The organism is Streptomyces chiangmaiensis (assembly GCF_036281785.1).
GTDB lineage: Bacteria > Actinomycetota > Actinomycetes > Streptomycetales > Streptomycetaceae > Streptomyces > Streptomyces chiangmaiensis.
Map to the genome: position 1 here is coordinate 13,971 of NZ_JAYWVC010000094.1, position 16,899 is coordinate 30,869.

The window sequence follows — 16,899 nt, forward strand, 5'->3', positions numbered from 1 at the left end:
CCGGGGACGAGGTCCCTGGCCGAGGTGGCGGTTCATGACGTCGGGGGCGGGGATGTCATGGACCGGGCTCAGGGTGATCCGGGCGGCCGGGCGTGGGCGGAGGCCCGGGTCAGGGTCCGGAGTGCGTGGAGCAGCAGGACCAGGGCGGCCGGCGCACAGAGCAGGGCCGGGACGGCGTCCGCGCCCCAGGCGTCGGTCAGGCTGCGCACCGGTGTGACCAGGAACGAGCAGCCGGGGAGCCGGCCGGCGAGGACCGTGGCCAGGGCCGTGGCCTCGGCGGCGGCCACGCTGCCGAGGACGACCGCCGGGGCATGGCCGAAACCGTGCGCGGCGAGCAGTCGGGCGAGCAGGAGGAGCGCTCCCAACGCGAAGGCACCGGCGAATGCCGTGGGCTCGCCCAGCAGTGCCGCGCACAGTGCGAGCAGTGCGCCGAGGGCGCAGAGGAAGAGTCCGAACGTGCCGAGCAGGAGCGGTTTCGCCGAGGACGAGAAGTCCTCCAGGCCGCGGCTGACGGTGAGTTTGCGGCGGGAGCGCAGAGCGAAGAGGTGGGCACACCAAACGGCGGGGCCGAACGCCAGGGCAAGGGCGAGAACGGGTGAGACGGCCGGGGTCCAGGGGCTGTGGGGGCCGCCGTTCAGCGCGGCGTTCAGCAGTCCGTCGCCGAGGAGGGCGTAGGCGAGCAGCCAGCAGGTCCCTGCGCGGGTCGCGGTGGACGTGGCATGTGTGGGGGCACGGAGCGGGCCGCGCCGGAGCGCCGTGCGCAGACCGAACGCGACGGCGAGGACGCCGAGCGCGGCGACGGCGAGCCGGGGCCTGCCTTCGGTGGCCCGCAGCCCGATGACGGCAGCCGTGCAGAGCGCGCCGGGGAGCAGCACGAGGACCGTCCACAGCCAGTGCTCGCGGGCGGCCTCGGCGGGCCGCGGCGGGGGCGGGTCGCCGTCGCGTGGCACACGCGCGTACATCTCCTCTGCGAGCGAGAACACATCGCGGTGCCGGAAACGGGCGGCGGTCCGGTCGGTCAGGCCGTGGGCCTCCAGACCGGCCGCGATCTCGAGCGGGTCGACGGCGCGCTCGCACAGGTCGCGGTGCCGGTGCAGGAGCGCCTTGACCGGGTCGACGGCACCGCGACGGGCGGAGGGTCTGCGGGCCGGATCGGGGCCCCCGGTCGTCGCACGGCCGCCGGCGGCCGGGGGTGCGGGCTCGGGCGCGGTGGCATCCGAGCGTGCCCCGGCCTCCGGTGTGTGAAGCGCCGCCCCACCCGCCTCCGCTGTGACCTTCGTCGCGCCGGATCCCGCTCCGCCCTCGGCTCGGTTCTCGCCGTCGGCGCCCGGAACGGCCTCGTCCGCGCGCCCGGGGGTCCCGGTCAGCCCGTCCGCGTCCGCGTGCCCCTCCCACACCCCGGCGAGCCAGTCCTCCGACCGTGTGTCCCAGGGCCCGGGGCGGTCGAGTTCTCCCACGCCGCTCATCGCGCACCCTCCACCGCCGGGACGGGTCCCTGGAGCTGTCGCGTGGCACGCAAGGGAGCCGTCGGCTCACCCGGCGCCCACGCCCAGCGAGGTCTGGCGCCCAGCGGTCGCACCTGGGTCCAGCGGCCGGGCAGGTGCGACTCCGCCGGCGCTCCGAAGGGCAACGGCTCACCCGAGTCGTCCACAAGCACCCGCCGTACCGGCGCGTGGGACACGATCTCCACGTAAATGCCGTGAAATGCCGCCACGTTCTGCTCCACCGTGAACAGCTCGAGGGCTCGCGCGCGGGCGGCCGCGCCGAGGCGCTCACGGCGCTCGGGGGCGCGCAGCAACGCCAGACATGCCTCCGCGAGCGCCCGTGGATTGCGCGGCGGGACCACGAGGCCCGTGCCCCCGATGACCTCAACGACCGCGCCCACGTCCGTGGACACCGTCGCCCGGCCGCAGAACATGGCCTCCACCAGGCTGATCGGAAACCCTTCGACGACGCTGGACAGGACGACGACCGCGCCGGCCGCGTACGCCTCCGCCAGGTCGGGCACCTCCGGCCCGCCGATCTCCTCGAAGGAGACCGGGTTGTCGCCGATGGCGTGCACACCTTCGGCCTCGTCGGGGAAGAGTTGTGCGGCCAGCGCCCGGCAGTGCCCCAGATAGGCCGTGCCGTCGGTGTCCGCCGCGGCCCCGACGATCCGCAGGCGTGCCTTCGGCTCCTCCCTGTGGATCTCACCGAAGGCGTGCAGCAGGGAGATCAGGTCCTTGGCGGGCTCGATACGGCCGACCCAGACCAGGGTGTGCGGGTCCGCGCCGTCGGCGGATTCGCCCACCTCCGTGAAGCGGGACGCCTCCATGCCGGGGTAGACCGTGCGCAGTCTCGCCCGGTCGGCGCCGCACCGTTCCTGCCAGCGGCGGGCGTGGGTGTTGCCGGGCGTGATGCAGGCGGCTCTCCGGTAGACCTCGGCAGCCAGCCGCCGGTGGAAGGAGGCGAGCAGCGCGCGTACGGGCGACGCCCCCTCCTGCGCCCCCAGATAGTGCGCTCGCAGCTGTACGCCGTACTCGGTGACCAGCAGCGGAACTCCGGTGAAGTGTCCGGCGAGCAGCCCGGTGAGGGCCGCGGCGCCGCCTGTGGTGGCGTGGCAGAGATCGACCGCCCCGAGTCCGTCGTCCTCGTACCAGGGGAGCGAAAGCGGGCGCAGGGCGCGCTCGAACTGAGCGGCCACCTCGAGCAGTTCGGGAACGCGCGCCGTGCGCGCCGCGCGCAGGGCGTGGGGCGCGCGGCAGGCCCGTTCCAGGGTGCGCAGTGCGGTCTCCGAGCGCAGGACGCCGGTCAGTCCGCCCTCGTCACGGGCGAGTTCGGCGAGCGCGTACAGCGCGCCGCCGAAACGGTCCGCCTCGGGACCGGCACCTTCGGACGTCTTGTGTGGAGCCCCCGGCTCGGGCGCCATGCAGAGCGCGGCGGTCAGCTCCGCGTACGCCTCGGCGAACCGCCGTCGCGCCCGGCGCCCGTGCGCGGCCGCGTCGTCCTGCGGTGTCCACAAGGGCGCCGTCCGAACCCTGCCCACCTGCGGTGGCAGCGGGATCCAGCCCTCGGCCTCCTGCCGCTCCGTGCGGCTGAGCGCGTAGACGTCGAACTCATGCTGCCCGAGCCCGCGCACCAGCCGGACGCACCAGAGCCCGGCGTCACCATTCACATACGGATAGCCACCTTCCGTAAGCAGTCCGATGCGCACGAGTGCACCCCCGATCTCCCGTATGGGAACCGCCGTTGGCCCCGGCGGCTCGCAGCGGGACGAACGTATGCGGACAAGGCGGTGGCGCGACGGACGGTTGTCCATCGCGCCACCAAAAGGGGTGAACGGTCGTAACTTTCCCGGACGGCGCGCGTTTGGTCGCGCTATGAGTTCAACGGATCACATTCCGTCGACCTACGGCCGGTCCGGGGCCGGGGCCCGCCCGGCGGGGTCTCACGCCACCGTCAGCTCACTGCGCGCGGTGCGCCGCCGGGCGGCCACCTCAGGGTCGAGGGCCGGTACGGCGGCCAGGAGCTGCTTGGTGTAAGGGCCCTGGGGCGACTCGTACACCGCGTCGGCGGGCCCGTGCTCGACGATCTGTCCGCGACGCATCACGGCGACCCGGTCGCTGACCTGGCGCACGACGGCGAGGTCGTGCGCCACGAAGACGAGCGCAAGCCCGAGTTCGCGCTGCAACTCGCCGAGCAGGGCGACCACTTGGGCCTGGGTGGTGACGTCGAGGGCGGACACCGGCTCGTCGCACACGATGACGTGCGGATCGGCGGCGAGCGCCCGTGCGATGCCGACGCGCTGACGCTGCCCGCCGCTGAACTCGTGCGGGTAGCGGTCGTAGTGCGCCGCGTCGAGTCCGACGCGCTCGAGGAGTTCGCCCACGCGGTGCCGGATCTGCCGCTCGTCACGTTCTCCGCGTGCCCGCAGCGGGTCGGCGATCGACTCGCCCACGCAGCGCCGGGGGTTGAGGGAGGAGACGGGGTCCTGGAAGACCATCTGCACGGCCGGGCTCACCCCCGACCGCACGCCGCCCTCGTAGCGGACCTCGCCGGCCGTGGGCTCCAGGAGCCCGACCAGCATGCGCCCGAGTGTGGTCTTCCCGCTGCCGCTCTCGCCCACGACTCCGAGGGTCTCGCCGCGCCGGACCGTCAGCGACACGCCGTCCACGGCGGCGAACCTGCTCCGGCCGCGGCCGAATTCGCGCCGCAGTCCGACGGCCTCGATGACGACTTCGTCCGAGGCGGTGACCGGGGAGACACGGGACACGTCCACGCGCGGGACCGCGCTGAGCAGGTCCCGTGTGTACTCCTCGCGGGGCGCCCCGAGCACGGTGGCGACCGAGCCGTGCTCGACGGCCTTGCCGTGCCGCATGACGAGGACCTCGTCGACGCTCTCGGCGGCGACGCCCACGTCGTGCGTGACCAGCAGCAGCCCCATCCCGGTCTCCTTCCGCAGGGTGTGCAGCAGGTCGAGGATCTGGGCCTGGACGGTCACGTCCAGCGCGGTGGTCGGCTCGTCGGCGATCAGCAGGTCGGGCTCGCAGGCGAGTGCCATGGCGATCAGGGCACGCTGGCGCATACCGCCGCTGAACTCGTGCGGGCGCGAGCGGGACCGCCGGGCCGCGTCCGGGATCCCCACCCTGTCCAGCACTTCGACGGCACGCGCGCGAGCCGCACGCCGCGACGCGCGGGTGTGCACCCGGTACACCTCGGCCATCTGGTCGCCGATCGCGTAGTAGGGGTCCAGGGACGACAGGGGGTCCTGGAAGACCATGGCGGCCTTTCCGCCCCGCAGCCGGCCCAGTTCGTCGTCGGACGCCCGTCCCACGTCGGTCCCGGCCACCAGGACCGAACCGCCGACCCGGGCGCCCGTGCCGCGGTGCAGCCCCAGCAGGGCGGACGCGACGGTGGACTTGCCCGAGCCGGATTCGCCGACCAGACCGAGCGCGGCCCCCTCGGCCAGCCGGAAGGAGAGCCCGTCGACGGCGCGCAGCCCGCCGAACTCGACGGTGAGGTCCGTCACGTCCACCAGCGGCGGCGTCACAGTGGAGTCGCTCATGCCAGTACCACCCGTCGGTCGGCCACCGCGTACAGCAGGTCCGCGACGGCATTGGCGATGACCACGAAGAAGCCGATGACCAGGACCATGCCGACGACCACCGGCAGGTCGACGACCGCCACCGCGTGCACCAGTTCCTGACCGATGCCGGGGAGCCCGAACAGCGTCTCGGTGAGAACGGCACCGCCGACGGCCGAACCGAAGTTGTTCGCGTTGAGCGCGATGACCGGGGCGAGTGCGCCGCGCAGTGCGTGCCGCCCGATGACCGAGCGCTCGCCGACGCCATAGGCCCGGAAGGTCCGTATGTGGTCCTCGGCGAGCGTCTCCAGCATCGACACCCTGGTCAGGCGGGCGAACGAGGCGGCCTCGATCAGGGCGAGCGAGAGCCACGGCAGCAGCAGGTTCCACGCCCACTGCTCGGGATCGTCGGTCAGGGCCACGTACTGCGGGAAGGGCAGCAGATGCAGTTCGCCGCAGACGACGATCATCAGGACCAGGCCGATGACGAAGACAGGTGTTGCCGTCCCCGCCAGGGTGATGCCGGTCAGCACACGCTCGCTCAGCCGGCCGCGCCGCCACGCGGAGAGCATGCCGGTGCCGACGCCCAGGACGAGCCACAGGGCCATCGCGCCGAGCACGAGGGACAGGCTGACCGGGAGCTTGGTCAGGATCAGCTGGGTGACCTGCCGGTCGCTCTGGTACGACAGGCCGAGACAGGGTGCGGAGCAATGCTGTACGGACGTACCGGTGGAGTAGTCCTGGCCGACGAGGATGCCTTCCAGGAAGTGCCAGTAGCGCAGGTACAGCGGGTCGTCGAGCCTGAGCTGCTGGGCGACCTGGTGCACCTGCTCCGGCGAGCAGCGCGGACCACAGGTGATCTGGGCGACGTCGCCGGGGGTGGCGTAGAAGACGACGTAGATGATCACCGAGATGGCGAACAGGGTGACCACGGCCCCGACGCCGCGGCGCACCACGAAACCGCCGAAGCCGCTCATGCGTCCGCTCCCTTCCCGTAGCTCGCCCGGGTCTCGCGCCTGCGACCCGTGCCGACGCGCAGGCGGGAGGCGACGCGCGGGTCGAGCGCGGTGCGCACGCCGTCGCCGAGGACGGTGAGCGCGAGGACGGTCACGAACAGGGCACCGGCGGGGAACAGCAGGTACTGAGGGGCCGCCTCGTACCAGACGTCGGCGGCGGTCAGCATCTGCCCCCAGGACGGCGTCGGCGGTTTCACGCCCACGCCGAGGAAGGACAAGGCGGCCTCGATCGAGATGTTGATGGGGACGAGCAGGGCCGCGTACGTGATGACGGGCGCGGCGAGACCGGGCAGGAGCTCACGGCGGGCGATCCGCCACGTCCCCCATCCGCTGAGCCGGGCCGCGGAGACGTAGTCGAGGCCCTTGAGGGTGAGCGTCTGCGCGCGCACGATCTTGGCGATGTTGCCCCAGGCGATCAGGCCGATGACAAGGGTGACCAGAACGGGCCGCGGGAAGCTCGACGGCACGATCGCGAGCAGCGCCAGGGACATGATCATCAGCGGCATGGCGACGATGATGTCGGTGACGCGGCTCAGAAGCTGGTCGACCCATCGATTACCGAGCGCGGAAGCGACGCCGATCGTGACGCCGATGACGACCTGCACCACGGTCGCCGCGAGGGCGACGCCCAGCGACACCCGGGCCCCGTACACCAGACGCGCGAACAGGTCGCGTCCGGTCTGCGGTTCGACGCCGAGCCAGTGGTCGGCGCTCATGCCGCCGAGCGACCCGACGGGAACACCGCCGCGGGCCGAGTCGATGAGTGCGGGGTGGTACGTGGTCGGGTCCTGGCCCTCGAGCGCGGCGAGGAGAGGCGCGGCGAGCGCGATCAGGACCAGCAGCGCGACGACGACGGCCGCGACAAGGGCGGCGCGCTGCTCCCGCAGCCGCCGCCAGAACTGACGAGCCCCCGAGGCCCCCGGGACGGGCGTGTCCGTCCCGGGGGCCTGAGAGGCGACAAGTGCCTCGCTCACGGCGTCACTTCACCGCGACCTGCGAGACGTCCAGCACACCGGTCCAGTCGCTGATCACGATGTTCTTGACGTCCTTGCCGTACAGGCGCTTGTAGACCGGGTGGAACAGCGGCACGGTCAGGGCCTGCTCGCCGATCTTCTTGTCCAGCGCGCCCCAGCGCTCGGCGGCCGCGTCGAGGTCGGTCAACTTGTTGATCGCATCGATCTCGGTGTTGACGGACGTGTCGTTCAGCAGACCCGTGTTGAAGTTCGCGCCGTCCTTGACGATCTGCCGGCCGTCGAAGATCGGGGCGAGGAACGGACCGCCGGACGGCCAGTCGGCGCCCCAGTGGGCCAGGAAGAAGCCCGGCTCGGTCTTCACGCTGTGGATCTTGTCTTTGTAGTCGTTGTCCTCCAGGCCCTGGAGCTTGACCGTGATGCCGGCCTTCTTGAGCGCGTCCTGGATGGCGGTGGCGATCTCCGGGCTGGTCTCGAAGTCCTTGCTGTTGGAGTGGGTCAGGGTGACCGTGAGCCCGTTCGGGTGGCCGGCCTCCTTCAGCAGTTCCTCGGCCTTGGCCGCGTCGCCCGTCCTGCCCGCCGGGAAGAGGTCGTACGGCGTGTAGCCGAAGGACTTCTGGTTCGGCAGGAAGGTGGTCGCGGGATCGGCCAGCGCGGATCCGCCCGCCGCGTTGACGACCGAAGACCGGTCGATGGCGTACGAGATCGCCTGCCGCACCTTGACGTTGTCGAACGGCTTGACCGTCGGATTGAACGCGATGTAGTTCGTGTAGCCGAAGTGGCCGGTGCCGACGCGCGACGCCAGTTCCTTGTCGCCGGTCACCTTGGCGAGCTCGGCCGGGCCGAGGTTGGTGTCCGTGGTGACCGCGGCGGCGTCCGTGCCCTGGGACGCCGACAGCCGCTGGTTGATCACGGAGGAGTCGAGCCCGGAGCGTACGTCGATCTTGTCCGGGTAGGCCTTGCGCTGGTCGTCCTCCGACCAGTTCGTGTTGCGTTCCAGGACGAGCCGCTCACCGTCGTTCTGGTTCTCGACGACCTTGTACGGGCCCGACGAGATCGGGTGCTCCTCGTACTTGGTGCCGGTGTCCTTGGCCTTCGGCACGGGCGTGAACTGCGTCTGGGTGGCCAGGTACGGGAACTCGCCCTCGGGCTTGTTCAGGTGGAAGACGATGGTCCGCTCGTCCGGCGTCCCGATCGCCGCCAGGCCCTTCTTGTCCTTGTACGGGCCCTGGTAGTCGGCGGCGCCGACCAGCCAGTCGCGCAGATAGGGGGCGCCGCCCGAGAGTTCCGGCGCGAAGGAGCGCTCGATGCCGTACTTGATGTCGGCCGAGGTGATCGGGGTGCCGTCCTCGTACTTGAGGCCCTTCTTGAGGGTGTACGTCCACACGGTCGCGTTCTGGCTCGGGCGCCCGGTGTCCGTGGCGAGGTCCGGGACGACCTTGGTGCCGGCCGCACCGTCCTCGCGGTTGCGCGTGGTGAGGGTGCGGAAGACGAGGGAGGGGACGTTGCCGCCGCCGGAGGTGTACAGGCGGGCCGGGTCGAAGTCCTCCTGAGGGTCGGAGTTCAGGACGGACAGCGTGCCGCCCTTGTGGGGCGTGGAGTCGCCACCGGCGCCCTTGGCATCGTTGTCCTTCGGCCCGCAGGCGGCGGCGCCCGCTGCCACGACCAGGCCGACGGATGCCGCTGCCAGGCGGCGCGCTATGACGGACGATTGACGCATCGGAATGACGACCTCTCGAAGGCACGTCTCGATTGACGAGACAAGTGAACGACTGGTGAGACGGATGGGAGCAGACGTCTGCCCGGGCGCCGGGTCGTGGGGAACCGTGAGCCGATCAGCGGTGTGGAGGGATCACGGAGGAGAGGAAGATCGCGACGCGAACGCCAGGGGCGGGCGTCAGCGACAGTGGATGTCGGCCACGCAGAGCGGGGTCACGCCGATGAGCGCCAGCTCGATGGCGGCGCGGCTGAGGGCGTGACGGGGCGACATGCGTAGAAATATGAACGAACTCTCTGCGCATGTCAATTTGACGACAGCGCCACCCGTCAACTCCGGGGGTACGGCCAGGGGTTGGGCAGACAGTGGATCCCGTCGTGGTCGAGGAACTTCGTCTGCTGCTGCATGACCGGCGCCGGCTCGCCGTCCTTGTCACAGGTGACATGGCCGTAGCCGAGGCGGTGGCCGACCTCGTGGTTGATCAGCATCTGGCGGTAGGAGTGAATTTCGTCACCGTACGTGGTCGCCCCCTGGGCCCACCGATAGGCGTTGATCATCACACGCTCGGTGGAGGCCGAGTCGCAGGAGACGTTGTCCTCCGTCGTGTCGAGGCCCGACTTGGCGCACCAGTCGGCGGTGGTGCCGGGGCTGGCGAGTGTGATCACGAAGTCGGGCTTGCCGGAGTAGATGCGCTCGAAGGTCCGGGCGCCGTGGTGGGCCCAGCTGCGGTCGTCGTTGAGGGTCTTCTGGACGGCCTGCGCGAACAGCTCGCCGTCGAGACCGAGCCCCTTCTCCACGTCCACGCGATAGGTGTACTTCCGGCCGGTGCCGGGCGCCTTGGCGAAGCCGGGGACGGCGTAATACTTCCCCGAGCCCTTCAGCGTGGCACTCAGCGGGTACCTCCTGTCCATGGCCTGCTCGTACGTCAGCGGCGCCGCGGCGGGCGAGGTGGACGGGGTCGGGCGGCCGTCGCCGCGGGTGGCTGAGCCGTGGATGTCGCGGGCCCGGTCGGTGCCGGCCGGAGCCTTCGCGGCGGTGACGCCCTGTCCGTCGGTGACCTGGCCGGCGACGACGACCGCGAGCACCGTGGTCACGGCGGCGGCCGCGATCCCGGCGAACGTACGTCCCCTGCCGTTCCCCTCGCGCGGCGCCTCCTGGGCTCCGACTGCCGGTGCGTCGCCGGTCTCGGTGTCGGTCCTGGCGGGGCTGGTTTCGGTGCGGGGGACGGCGACGCCCTTGCAGCGGGGAGTGAAGACGTCGTCGTCCTCGTCGAAGGCGTCGAGGTACTCCTGGCGGGGGCCGTCCGCCTGCGGCCGCTGAGCGGGGATGCGGGACCCGGGACGACCCGGGGGCGCGGCCTGCGGTGCCTCCGTGGACACCGTCCCGGCCCTGAACTCGCCCCAGCCACCACCGGATTCACGCTGCTGCGGATGCCCGCCACGGACCTGGGGGACGCCGTGGGCTGGGGTGCCGTCGGCGAAACGCGGCACCCCATGAGCCGGCGTCCCGTCGCCCGGCCAAGGCACACGCTGTGCCGGGGCCCCGCCGGGGAAGCGGGGCACTCCCTGTGCGGGCGTGCCGTCAGGGAACCGCGGCACCCCATGCGCCGGCGTCCCGTCCCGGAACCGCGGGATGCCCTGGGCGGGCGTGCCCTCGATCCCGTGGCGCGCGTCCGCCGCGCCGCGTGCCGAGACGTCCGTCGCCGGTATGCCCGGCGCCGTACCCGTGTCCGTATGCGTCCTGTCGCCCCGCCCCTTGCGGCTGTGCCGTCCCACGCCGCGCCTCAGCTCCCCGCGCCGGCGGTGCCGGACTCGTCCGTGGCCCCGGAACCCTCGCCGTCGGGCGTGTCGCCGTCACCGGCTCCACAGCCGTCGCGCGCATTCTCGGGCCCGCCCACCGTCTCGGGCAACCCGCCGGTGTCCGCGAGCAGCTCGCGGAACGCCGAGGTGACCACGTCGGGGTACTCCATCATCGCCACGTGCCCCGCCTCCGGGAGGGTCAGCAGCCGGGAATCGCGGAAGGCGCGCGACGCCCGCTGGGCCATGCGGAACGAGACCAGCTGGTCCCGGCCGCCGTACACCAGCAGCGTCGGGGCGAGGACCCGCTCCGCCTGGCGCCAGAGCGCGTGCTGCCCGCCCAGCGTGTACGCGTTCACGATCCCGCGCGCCGAGCGCGCCATCGCGTCCCAGAAGTACGGCAGCCGCAGGCGCCGTTCCATCTCCTCCACCGCATTGCGGAAGCCCTCCGGCGTGACACGTCCGGGGTCGCCGTAGCACAGCGCCATGACCCCCCGGACCCGCTGTTCGGCCGTCCAGCCCCGGGTGTACCGGGTGAACAGCCCGGCGACGCCGGGCAGCGCCAGCAGCCCGGTCGGGACGGCACCCCGCTGGATGAAGATCTCCGGGAGTGCGGGCGAGACGAGTGTGAGCGTACGCACGAGATCCGGGCGTACGGCCGCCACACGCGTGGTGACGGCACCACCCATGGAATTGCCGAACAGATGCACGGGCCCACGCCCCGACGCGTCGAGATAGCGGATGACCGCACGCGCGTGCCCCGTGACCGAGTAGTCGCCGTCGTCCGGCGGCGGCGAGTCGCCGAAGCCCGGCAGGTCCAGTGCCTCGCCGTCGACGAGCCCGTCGAGCAGTGCCATCAGGGCGGACCAGTTCTGGGAGGAACCGCCGAGTCCGTGGATGTACAGCGCGGGCGGCAGCCCGTCACGCTCCGGCGGCCTCAACCGCACGGTCAGCGTGATGCCCGGCAATCCGACCGACCTGAGCCACTCCCCTTCCTCGACCCTGACAGGCGCCACCTTCGGGAGCACATTGGCGGCCGCCACGGACGGGAGCTCGGTCGAAGACATGCGGCAATGTTACGAGACGATCACGCAGCAATTCGTGTGTTCGCCGTCACAACGGCCGGCGTCCGCCCCGGTGGAGGGCCCGAAGCGGCCTCTCACCACACATAGCGTCCCGATCGGGTGTCTCCTAGGCTCATAGCAGGGCACCCGCATGTGGACCCTGCCTCTTTCAGGGACGCTCCAGGAGTTCTAGGAAGGGAGCCCACCATGGCCGTAGACCCCACTGATCCCGAGACGTTCGAGGACGACGAGTCCGAGGCCGCGGAACTCGACGTGGAGGCCCCCGAGAACGACGCCGCGGAACAGCACGCGGCGCTCGCCCCGGAGCGGGACGAGCGCCTGACCGAGGAGGAGACCCTGCGCGCCAACGAGGCGGACCTCGTGGAACAGAAACGCGTCGTGACCCTCGACGAGGACGACTATCGCTGAGCGGTGGCGGGGTACGAGATCGGTCGGGGTACGAGAGCGGTGAGGTACGAGGACGATCACCTCAGGTGGGACGGCCGGCTCCGGACACGATCACGACGGGAGAGACGATCACCCAGGACAGGGCGGTCCGCTCGGACAGGCAAGTGGGCAGTGCGCGAGCCACAAGACCGCGTGCCGCCGGCCGGTGTCAGGGCGCCTTTCGCCCGACCTGCCCCGTTGAGCGCGCTCCGCGCGGCTTTCACCACCGTCCGGTCCGTGAAATTCTGCATTCGCACCGCGCACAGCACGGTTACCGAAAAGTACGATGGCGGCGCGGCGCACACCGCAAGTGGACGATTTTGGGAGGCGGCGTGACAGCCATCGAGCAGACAGAGGCGGCACGCCCGCGGGGCACTCGCCTGCCGCGCCGTGCCCGACGGAACCAGCTGCTGGGCGCCGCCCAGGAAGTCTTCGTGGCCCAGGGCTACCACGCGGCCGCGATGGACGACATCGCCGAGCGGGCCGGCGTCAGCAAACCGGTGCTCTACCAGCACTTCCCCGGCAAGCTCGACCTCTATCTGGCTCTGCTGGACCAGCACTGCGAGGCCCTGCTGGAGGCCGTACGGGGCGCGCTCGCGTCGACGAGCGACAACAAGCAGCGCGTACGGGCCACGATGGACGCGTACTTCGCGTACGTCGAGGACGACGGTGGCGCCTTCCGGTTGGTCTTCGAGTCGGACCTGACCAACGAGCCCGCCGTGCGCGAGCGCGTCGACAAGGTCACGATCGAGTGCGCGGAGGCGATCTGCGACGTCATCGCCGAGGACACCGGCCTGTCCCGGGCCGAGTCGATGCTGCTGGCCTCGGGCCTCGGCGGCCTCGCCCAGGTGGTGGCGCGCTCCTGGCTGCACAGCGACCACAGCGTGCCCCGCGACCAGGCGGTCCAGCTGCTGACCTCGCTGGCCTGGCGGGGCATCGCGGGATTCCCGCTGCACGGCAGCGAGCAACACCACTGAGCCGTGCCCGCGGGGATGTACTGCGGTTTTGTTCCCGTCGGCTGTTCGCTCCTGGCGTGTTGGAGCGGAGCGTGCACGTCCCCTCACCGGGCTAATGTGTGCTGGTACCGCGCGGACGGCCGCGCACATCACTGACCGTCGGAGGGACAAAGCCGTGGAGGTCAAGATCGGCGTGCAGCACGCACCCCGCGAGATCGTTCTGGAGAGCGGTCAGAGTGCCGAGGAGGTCGAGCACCTCGTGGCCGAGGCACTGGCCGGTAAGTCGCCGCTGCTCAGCCTCGTGGACGAGCACGGCCGAAAGCTTCTCGTCCCGGCCGACCGCCTCGCGTACGTGGAGATCGGCGAGCAGGCCCCGCGCAAGGTGGGCTTCGGCACGCTGTAGTCCCGAACGGAGCAGGGGTCCGGCGGCGTGTGCCGACGGGCCCCCTGCGTTGCTCCGTCCCGGCCCGCCGCGGCTGCGCAGGCACGGAGCGCACACACGGACGGAGCACATCCCCCGCACAGGGGAGGATTGTGTTCCGCACACCGCGGGTAGTACCGGCTACGACCGATTTGCCCAGGCAGCAGCCGTGCGGGAGGGAACCTCGTCATGTTCTTGGAAGCGCTCGGCTCCGCCGTCCTCGGGCTCGCCCTGGCATGGGTCGCGACACAACGGCTGCCCCACCGGCTGCCGTCTCGCGTCCTCGTGCTGCCGACGGGCGTCGCGGGGGCTCTCTTCGGAGCGTTCGTCACCCACAGCGCGGTCGGCGCGGGGAGCCTCCTGGTGATCCTCCTCGGGGCACTGATCCTCTCCGCGGCCTCACTGTCGCTGTTGCTGCGGCCCGCGGAAAGGTTTCGCCGCCGGTCGGCGACGGCCTGAGGCCGGTCGCCGGGCACGACGACGCCCGGGGCTCCCCTGACGGGGCTCCCGGGCACTCCGAAAGCGGCGGCCGCGACCGGGACGGCGGCCGCCGTGACGTACGCGCGGCCGCCGCGGTGATCAGGCGGCAAGCCCCAGGGCCGCCATCCGCTTGGTGTGCGCCTCGGTGATCCGGGAGAACATCCTGCCGACCTCGGCGAGGTCGAAGCCGTCCGCGACGCCGCCCACGAGCATCGTCGACAGCGCGTCCCGCTCCGCGACCACTCGCTGCGACTGCGACAGGGCCTCGCCCATCAGCCGCCGGGCCCAGAGCGCGAGCCGACCGCCCACACGCGGGTCGGCGTCGATCGCGGCGCGCACCTTCTCGACGGCGAAGCCGGCGTGCCCGGTGTCGTCCAGCACGGCCAGGACGAGTTCACGGGTGTCGGAATCGAGGCGGGCCGCGACCTCCCGGTAGAAGTCGCTGGCGATCGAGTCGCCCACGTACGCCTTGACGAGCCCCTCGAGCCAGTCCGAGGGCGCCGTCTGCTTGTGGAAGCTGTCGTACGCCGCGACGAACGGGTCCATCGCCTGGGTGGGCTCCGCCCCGATCTCCGTGAGCCGGTTCCTGATCCGCTCGAAGTGGTGGAACTCGGCGGACGCCATCTTCGCCAGTTCCGCCTTGTCCGTCAGCGTGGGTGCGAGTTTGGCGTCCTCCGCGAGCCGCTCGAACGCCGCCAGTTCGCCGTAGGCGAGCGCTCCGAGCAGGTCCACGACCGCGGCACGGTACTGGGGGTCGACGGAGGCCTTCGCCCAGTCCTGGGCGGCGACCGAGGTGGGTTCGGCGGAAGCGTCGGAGGCGTTGTCAGGCGTCGTCATGAAGCGCACAATAGCCCGCTCACCGCACTGCGGAAGTCCCTGGTCAATCACTGTGACGACGGCTACGTGACCGAATCGGCCATCACGTGTGCGCGATTCCGGGGTATGGTGGTAATGCGGCTGCCGAGTATTCGACGGGCCGCACGTATGAGGATGCCCGGTCGGTGGCCCGATCGGCTCCGACCTGACAGCTCTCACTGTCTGTACGGCACTGTGCGTACGGCATCCGGAGAGACCCTCAGCGGTACGAGCGCTGGAGCGTCGGCGTGGTCCCGTGCCACAGGCCCGTCCCCCAAGCAGGCCGACGTCATCCGCACGGTCACGACCCCCGCGCTCGCCTCGCATCGCGTACACAGAAGAGGCAGCACCCTGACTACGACTTTTCGAGAACTCGGGATCCTTCCCGAGACGGCCGAGGCCCTGGAAGCCGTCGGCATCATCAACCCCTTCCCCATCCAGGAGATGACGCTCCCCGTAGCCCTCTCCGGCACGGACGTCATCGGCCAGGCCAAGACCGGCACCGGCAAGACGCTCGGTTTCGGCCTCCCGCTCCTCGAGCGCGTCACCGTCCCTGCGGACGTCGAAGCGGGCCGCGCCAGGCCCGAGGCGCTCACCGACTCCCCACAGGCGCTTGTCGTCGTCCCCACCCGTGAGCTGTGCACGCAGGTCACCAACGACCTGCTCACCGCGGGCAAGGTACGCAACGTACGGGTCACGGCGATCTACGGCGGCCGGGCGTACGAGCCCCAGGTCGAGGCTCTGAAGAAGGGCGTCGACGTGGTCGTCGGCACCCCGGGCCGCCTGCTGGACCTGGCCGGCCAGAAGAAGCTGAACCTGAAGCACGTCAAGTGCCTGGTGCTCGACGAGGCCGACGAGATGCTCGACCTGGGCTTCCTGCCCGACGTCGAGAAGATCATCGACATGCTCCCGGCGAAGCGCCAGACCATGCTGTTCTCGGCGACCATGCCGGGAGCGGTCATCGGCCTCGCCCGCCGCTACATGTCCCAGCCGACGCACATCCGGGCCACGGCGCCGGACGACGAGGGCGCCACCGTCGCGAACATCGCGCAGCACGTCTTCCGCGCGCACTCGATGGACAAGCCGGAGATGGTCGCGCGCATACTGCAGGCCAAGGGCCGCGCACTGGCGATGATCTTCTGCCGCACGAAGCGGACGGCGGCCGACATCGCGGAGCAGCTCCAGCGGCGTGGCTTCGCGTCCGGCGCGGTCCACGGCGACCTGGGCCAGGGCGCGCGCGAGCAGGCGCTGCGGGCCTTCCGCAACGGCAAGGTGGACGTACTCGTCTGCACCGACGTGGCCGCGCGCGGCATCGACGTCGAGGGCGTCACGCACGTCATCAACTACCAGTCCCCCGAGGACGAGAAGACGTACCTGCACCGCATCGGCCGTACGGGCCGGGCCGGCGCGTCGGGTACGGCGATCACGCTCGTCGACTGGGACGACATCCCGCGCTGGCAGCTGATCAACAAGGCGCTGGAGCTGAACTTCAACGACCCGGTGGAGACGTACTCCACCTCCCCGCACCTCTTCGCCGACCTCGGTATCCCCGAGGGCACGAAGGGCGTCCTGCCGCGCTCCGAGCGCACTCGTGCGGGACTCGCGGCGGAGGAGCTGGAGGACCTCGGCGAGACGGGCGGCCGCGGGTCGCGCGCCCGCCGCTCCTCGGGCCCGTCCGTGGAGAGCGAGCGTCCGGCGCGTACGCCGCGACGCCGTCGTCGCACGCGGAACGGGGCGACCGTCGAGACGCCGGCCGCCCCGGACGCGTCGGGAACCCCGGAATCGGCCGAGGCCGTGGAGCCACGCACGCCGCGCCGCCGTCGCCGCATGCGCGGCGGGTTGCCTGCGGAGTCGGTCGCCGCGGTGCCGGAGACGGCGGAGCCGACGGTGCCCGAGGCGGCGGAGACAGCCGTCGACACCGCCGAGCCCGTGAAGCCGCGCCGTCGCCGGACCCGCAAGACCGCCGAGACGGCCCTGGCTGCGACCGAGGCCGCCGTGGACGCGGTGACGGCCACGGCGGAGGCGACTCCTGCTGCCGCCGAGGCGGCCGTCGACACTGCCGAAGCCACGGAGACCAAGCCCCGCCGCCGCACCCGCAAGGCAGCGGCCGCGGA

At 71.6% G+C, this 16,899-nt stretch carries 15 protein-coding genes; 5 read left to right on the top strand and 10 right to left on the bottom strand.

What is annotated here, in order from left to right; genetic code table 11:
* Positions 1-68 precede the first annotated feature (68 nt).
* The 9 genes from VXC91_RS24540 to VXC91_RS24580 form a co-directional block, all read right to left on the bottom strand.
* Positions 69-1,466, bottom strand: coding sequence for a hypothetical protein (locus tag VXC91_RS24540; protein WP_329509493.1), 1,398 nt, complete (start codon positions 1,464-1,466; stop codon positions 69-71).
* Positions 1,463-3,193: a DUF3492 domain-containing protein gene (locus VXC91_RS24545; protein ID WP_329509494.1), complete on the bottom strand. Its 1,731-nt coding sequence runs from the start codon at positions 3,191-3,193 to the stop codon at positions 1,463-1,465. Before VXC91_RS24545 ends, VXC91_RS24540 begins: the two co-directional genes overlap by 4 nt.
* A gap of 234 nt (positions 3,194-3,427) precedes the next feature.
* Positions 3,428-5,044, bottom strand: coding sequence for an ABC transporter ATP-binding protein (locus VXC91_RS24550; protein ID WP_329509495.1), 1,617 nt, complete (start codon positions 5,042-5,044; stop codon positions 3,428-3,430).
* Positions 5,041-6,039 carry an ABC transporter permease gene (locus tag VXC91_RS24555; RefSeq protein WP_329509496.1) on the bottom strand — a complete coding sequence of 333 codons (999 nt, stop codon included), beginning with the start codon at positions 6,037-6,039 and terminating at the stop codon, positions 5,041-5,043. The genes VXC91_RS24550 and VXC91_RS24555 overlap by 4 nt, the downstream gene beginning before the upstream one ends.
* Positions 6,036-7,052, bottom strand: a complete 1,017-nt coding sequence (locus VXC91_RS24560) for an ABC transporter permease (RefSeq protein WP_329509497.1) — start codon at positions 7,050-7,052, stop codon at positions 6,036-6,038. The genes VXC91_RS24555 and VXC91_RS24560 overlap by 4 nt, the downstream gene beginning before the upstream one ends.
* A gap of 4 nt (positions 7,053-7,056) precedes the next feature.
* Complete coding sequence (locus tag VXC91_RS24565; protein ID WP_329509498.1) at positions 7,057-8,769, bottom strand: ABC transporter substrate-binding protein; 1,713 nt, start codon at positions 8,767-8,769, stop codon at positions 7,057-7,059.
* 177 nt (positions 8,770-8,946) lie between these two features.
* The gene (locus VXC91_RS24570; protein WP_329509499.1) at positions 8,947-9,039 is read right to left on the bottom strand and encodes an Ms4533A family Cys-rich leader peptide; all 93 of its coding nucleotides are present in this window, start codon (positions 9,037-9,039) and stop codon (positions 8,947-8,949) included.
* Positions 9,040-9,095: 56 nt separating this feature from the next.
* Entirely contained in the window at positions 9,096-10,541 is a 1,446-nt protein-coding gene (locus VXC91_RS24575; protein ID WP_329509500.1) for a DUF3152 domain-containing protein, read from the bottom strand.
* 8 nt (positions 10,542-10,549) lie between these two features.
* Positions 10,550-11,629 carry an alpha/beta fold hydrolase gene (locus VXC91_RS24580; RefSeq protein ID WP_329509501.1) on the bottom strand — a complete coding sequence of 360 codons (1,080 nt, stop codon included), beginning with the start codon at positions 11,627-11,629 and terminating at the stop codon, positions 10,550-10,552.
* A 204-nt stretch (positions 11,630-11,833) separates the two neighbouring features.
* On the opposite strand from VXC91_RS24580, the gene VXC91_RS24585 reads away from it, so the two are divergent.
* The 4 genes from VXC91_RS24585 (at position 11,834) to VXC91_RS24600 (ending at position 13,909) form a co-directional block, all read left to right on the top strand.
* Positions 11,834-12,055, top strand: a complete 222-nt coding sequence (locus VXC91_RS24585; protein ID WP_329509502.1) for a hypothetical protein — start codon at positions 11,834-11,836, stop codon at positions 12,053-12,055.
* Between the two features lie 350 nt (positions 12,056-12,405).
* A complete protein-coding gene (locus VXC91_RS24590) occupies positions 12,406-13,050 on the top strand; it encodes a TetR/AcrR family transcriptional regulator (protein ID WP_329509503.1) in 645 nt (214 codons plus the stop codon).
* Between the two features lie 154 nt (positions 13,051-13,204).
* Positions 13,205-13,432, top strand: coding sequence for a DUF3107 domain-containing protein (locus VXC91_RS24595; protein ID WP_329509504.1), 228 nt, complete (start codon positions 13,205-13,207; stop codon positions 13,430-13,432).
* 207 nt (positions 13,433-13,639) lie between these two features.
* Positions 13,640-13,909, top strand: coding sequence for a hypothetical protein (locus VXC91_RS24600; RefSeq protein ID WP_329509505.1), 270 nt, complete (start codon positions 13,640-13,642; stop codon positions 13,907-13,909).
* Between the two features lie 120 nt (positions 13,910-14,029).
* On the opposite strand, the gene VXC91_RS24605 is transcribed toward VXC91_RS24600, so the two are convergent.
* A complete protein-coding gene (locus VXC91_RS24605; RefSeq protein WP_329509506.1) occupies positions 14,030-14,767 on the bottom strand; it encodes a ferritin-like fold-containing protein in 738 nt (245 codons plus the stop codon).
* 309 nt (positions 14,768-15,076) lie between these two features.
* Between VXC91_RS24605 and VXC91_RS24610 the strand changes: the two genes are divergently transcribed.
* Positions 15,077-16,899, top strand: a 1,823-nt coding sequence (locus VXC91_RS24610) for a DEAD/DEAH box helicase (RefSeq protein WP_329509507.1), incomplete at its 3' end; no start/stop codon positions are given.

Bases quoted from the DNA above. Each gene is read 5' to 3' on its own strand.
- VXC91_RS24540 (WP_329509493.1), bottom strand. From the start codon at position 1,466: ATGAGCGGCGTGGGAGAACTCGACCGCCCCGGGCCCTGGGACACACGG.
- VXC91_RS24550 (WP_329509495.1), bottom strand. From the start codon at position 5,044: ATGAGCGACTCCACTGTGACGCCGCCGCTGGTGGACGTGACGGACCTC.
- VXC91_RS24555 (WP_329509496.1), bottom strand. From the start codon at position 6,039: ATGAGCGGCTTCGGCGGTTTCGTGGTGCGCCGCGGCGTCGGGGCCGTG.
- VXC91_RS24565 (WP_329509498.1), bottom strand. From the start codon at position 8,769: ATGCGTCAATCGTCCGTCATAGCGCGCCGCCTGGCAGCGGCATCCGTC.
- VXC91_RS24570 (WP_329509499.1), bottom strand. From the start codon at position 9,039: ATGTCGCCCCGTCACGCCCTCAGCCGCGCCGCCATCGAGCTGGCGCTC.
- VXC91_RS24580 (WP_329509501.1), bottom strand. From the start codon at position 11,629: ATGTCTTCGACCGAGCTCCCGTCCGTGGCGGCCGCCAATGTGCTCCCG.
- VXC91_RS24585 (WP_329509502.1), top strand. From the start codon at position 11,834: ATGGCCGTAGACCCCACTGATCCCGAGACGTTCGAGGACGACGAGTCC.
- VXC91_RS24600 (WP_329509505.1), top strand. From the start codon at position 13,640: ATGTTCTTGGAAGCGCTCGGCTCCGCCGTCCTCGGGCTCGCCCTGGCA.
- VXC91_RS24605 (WP_329509506.1), bottom strand. From the start codon at position 14,767: ATGACGACGCCTGACAACGCCTCCGACGCTTCCGCCGAACCCACCTCG.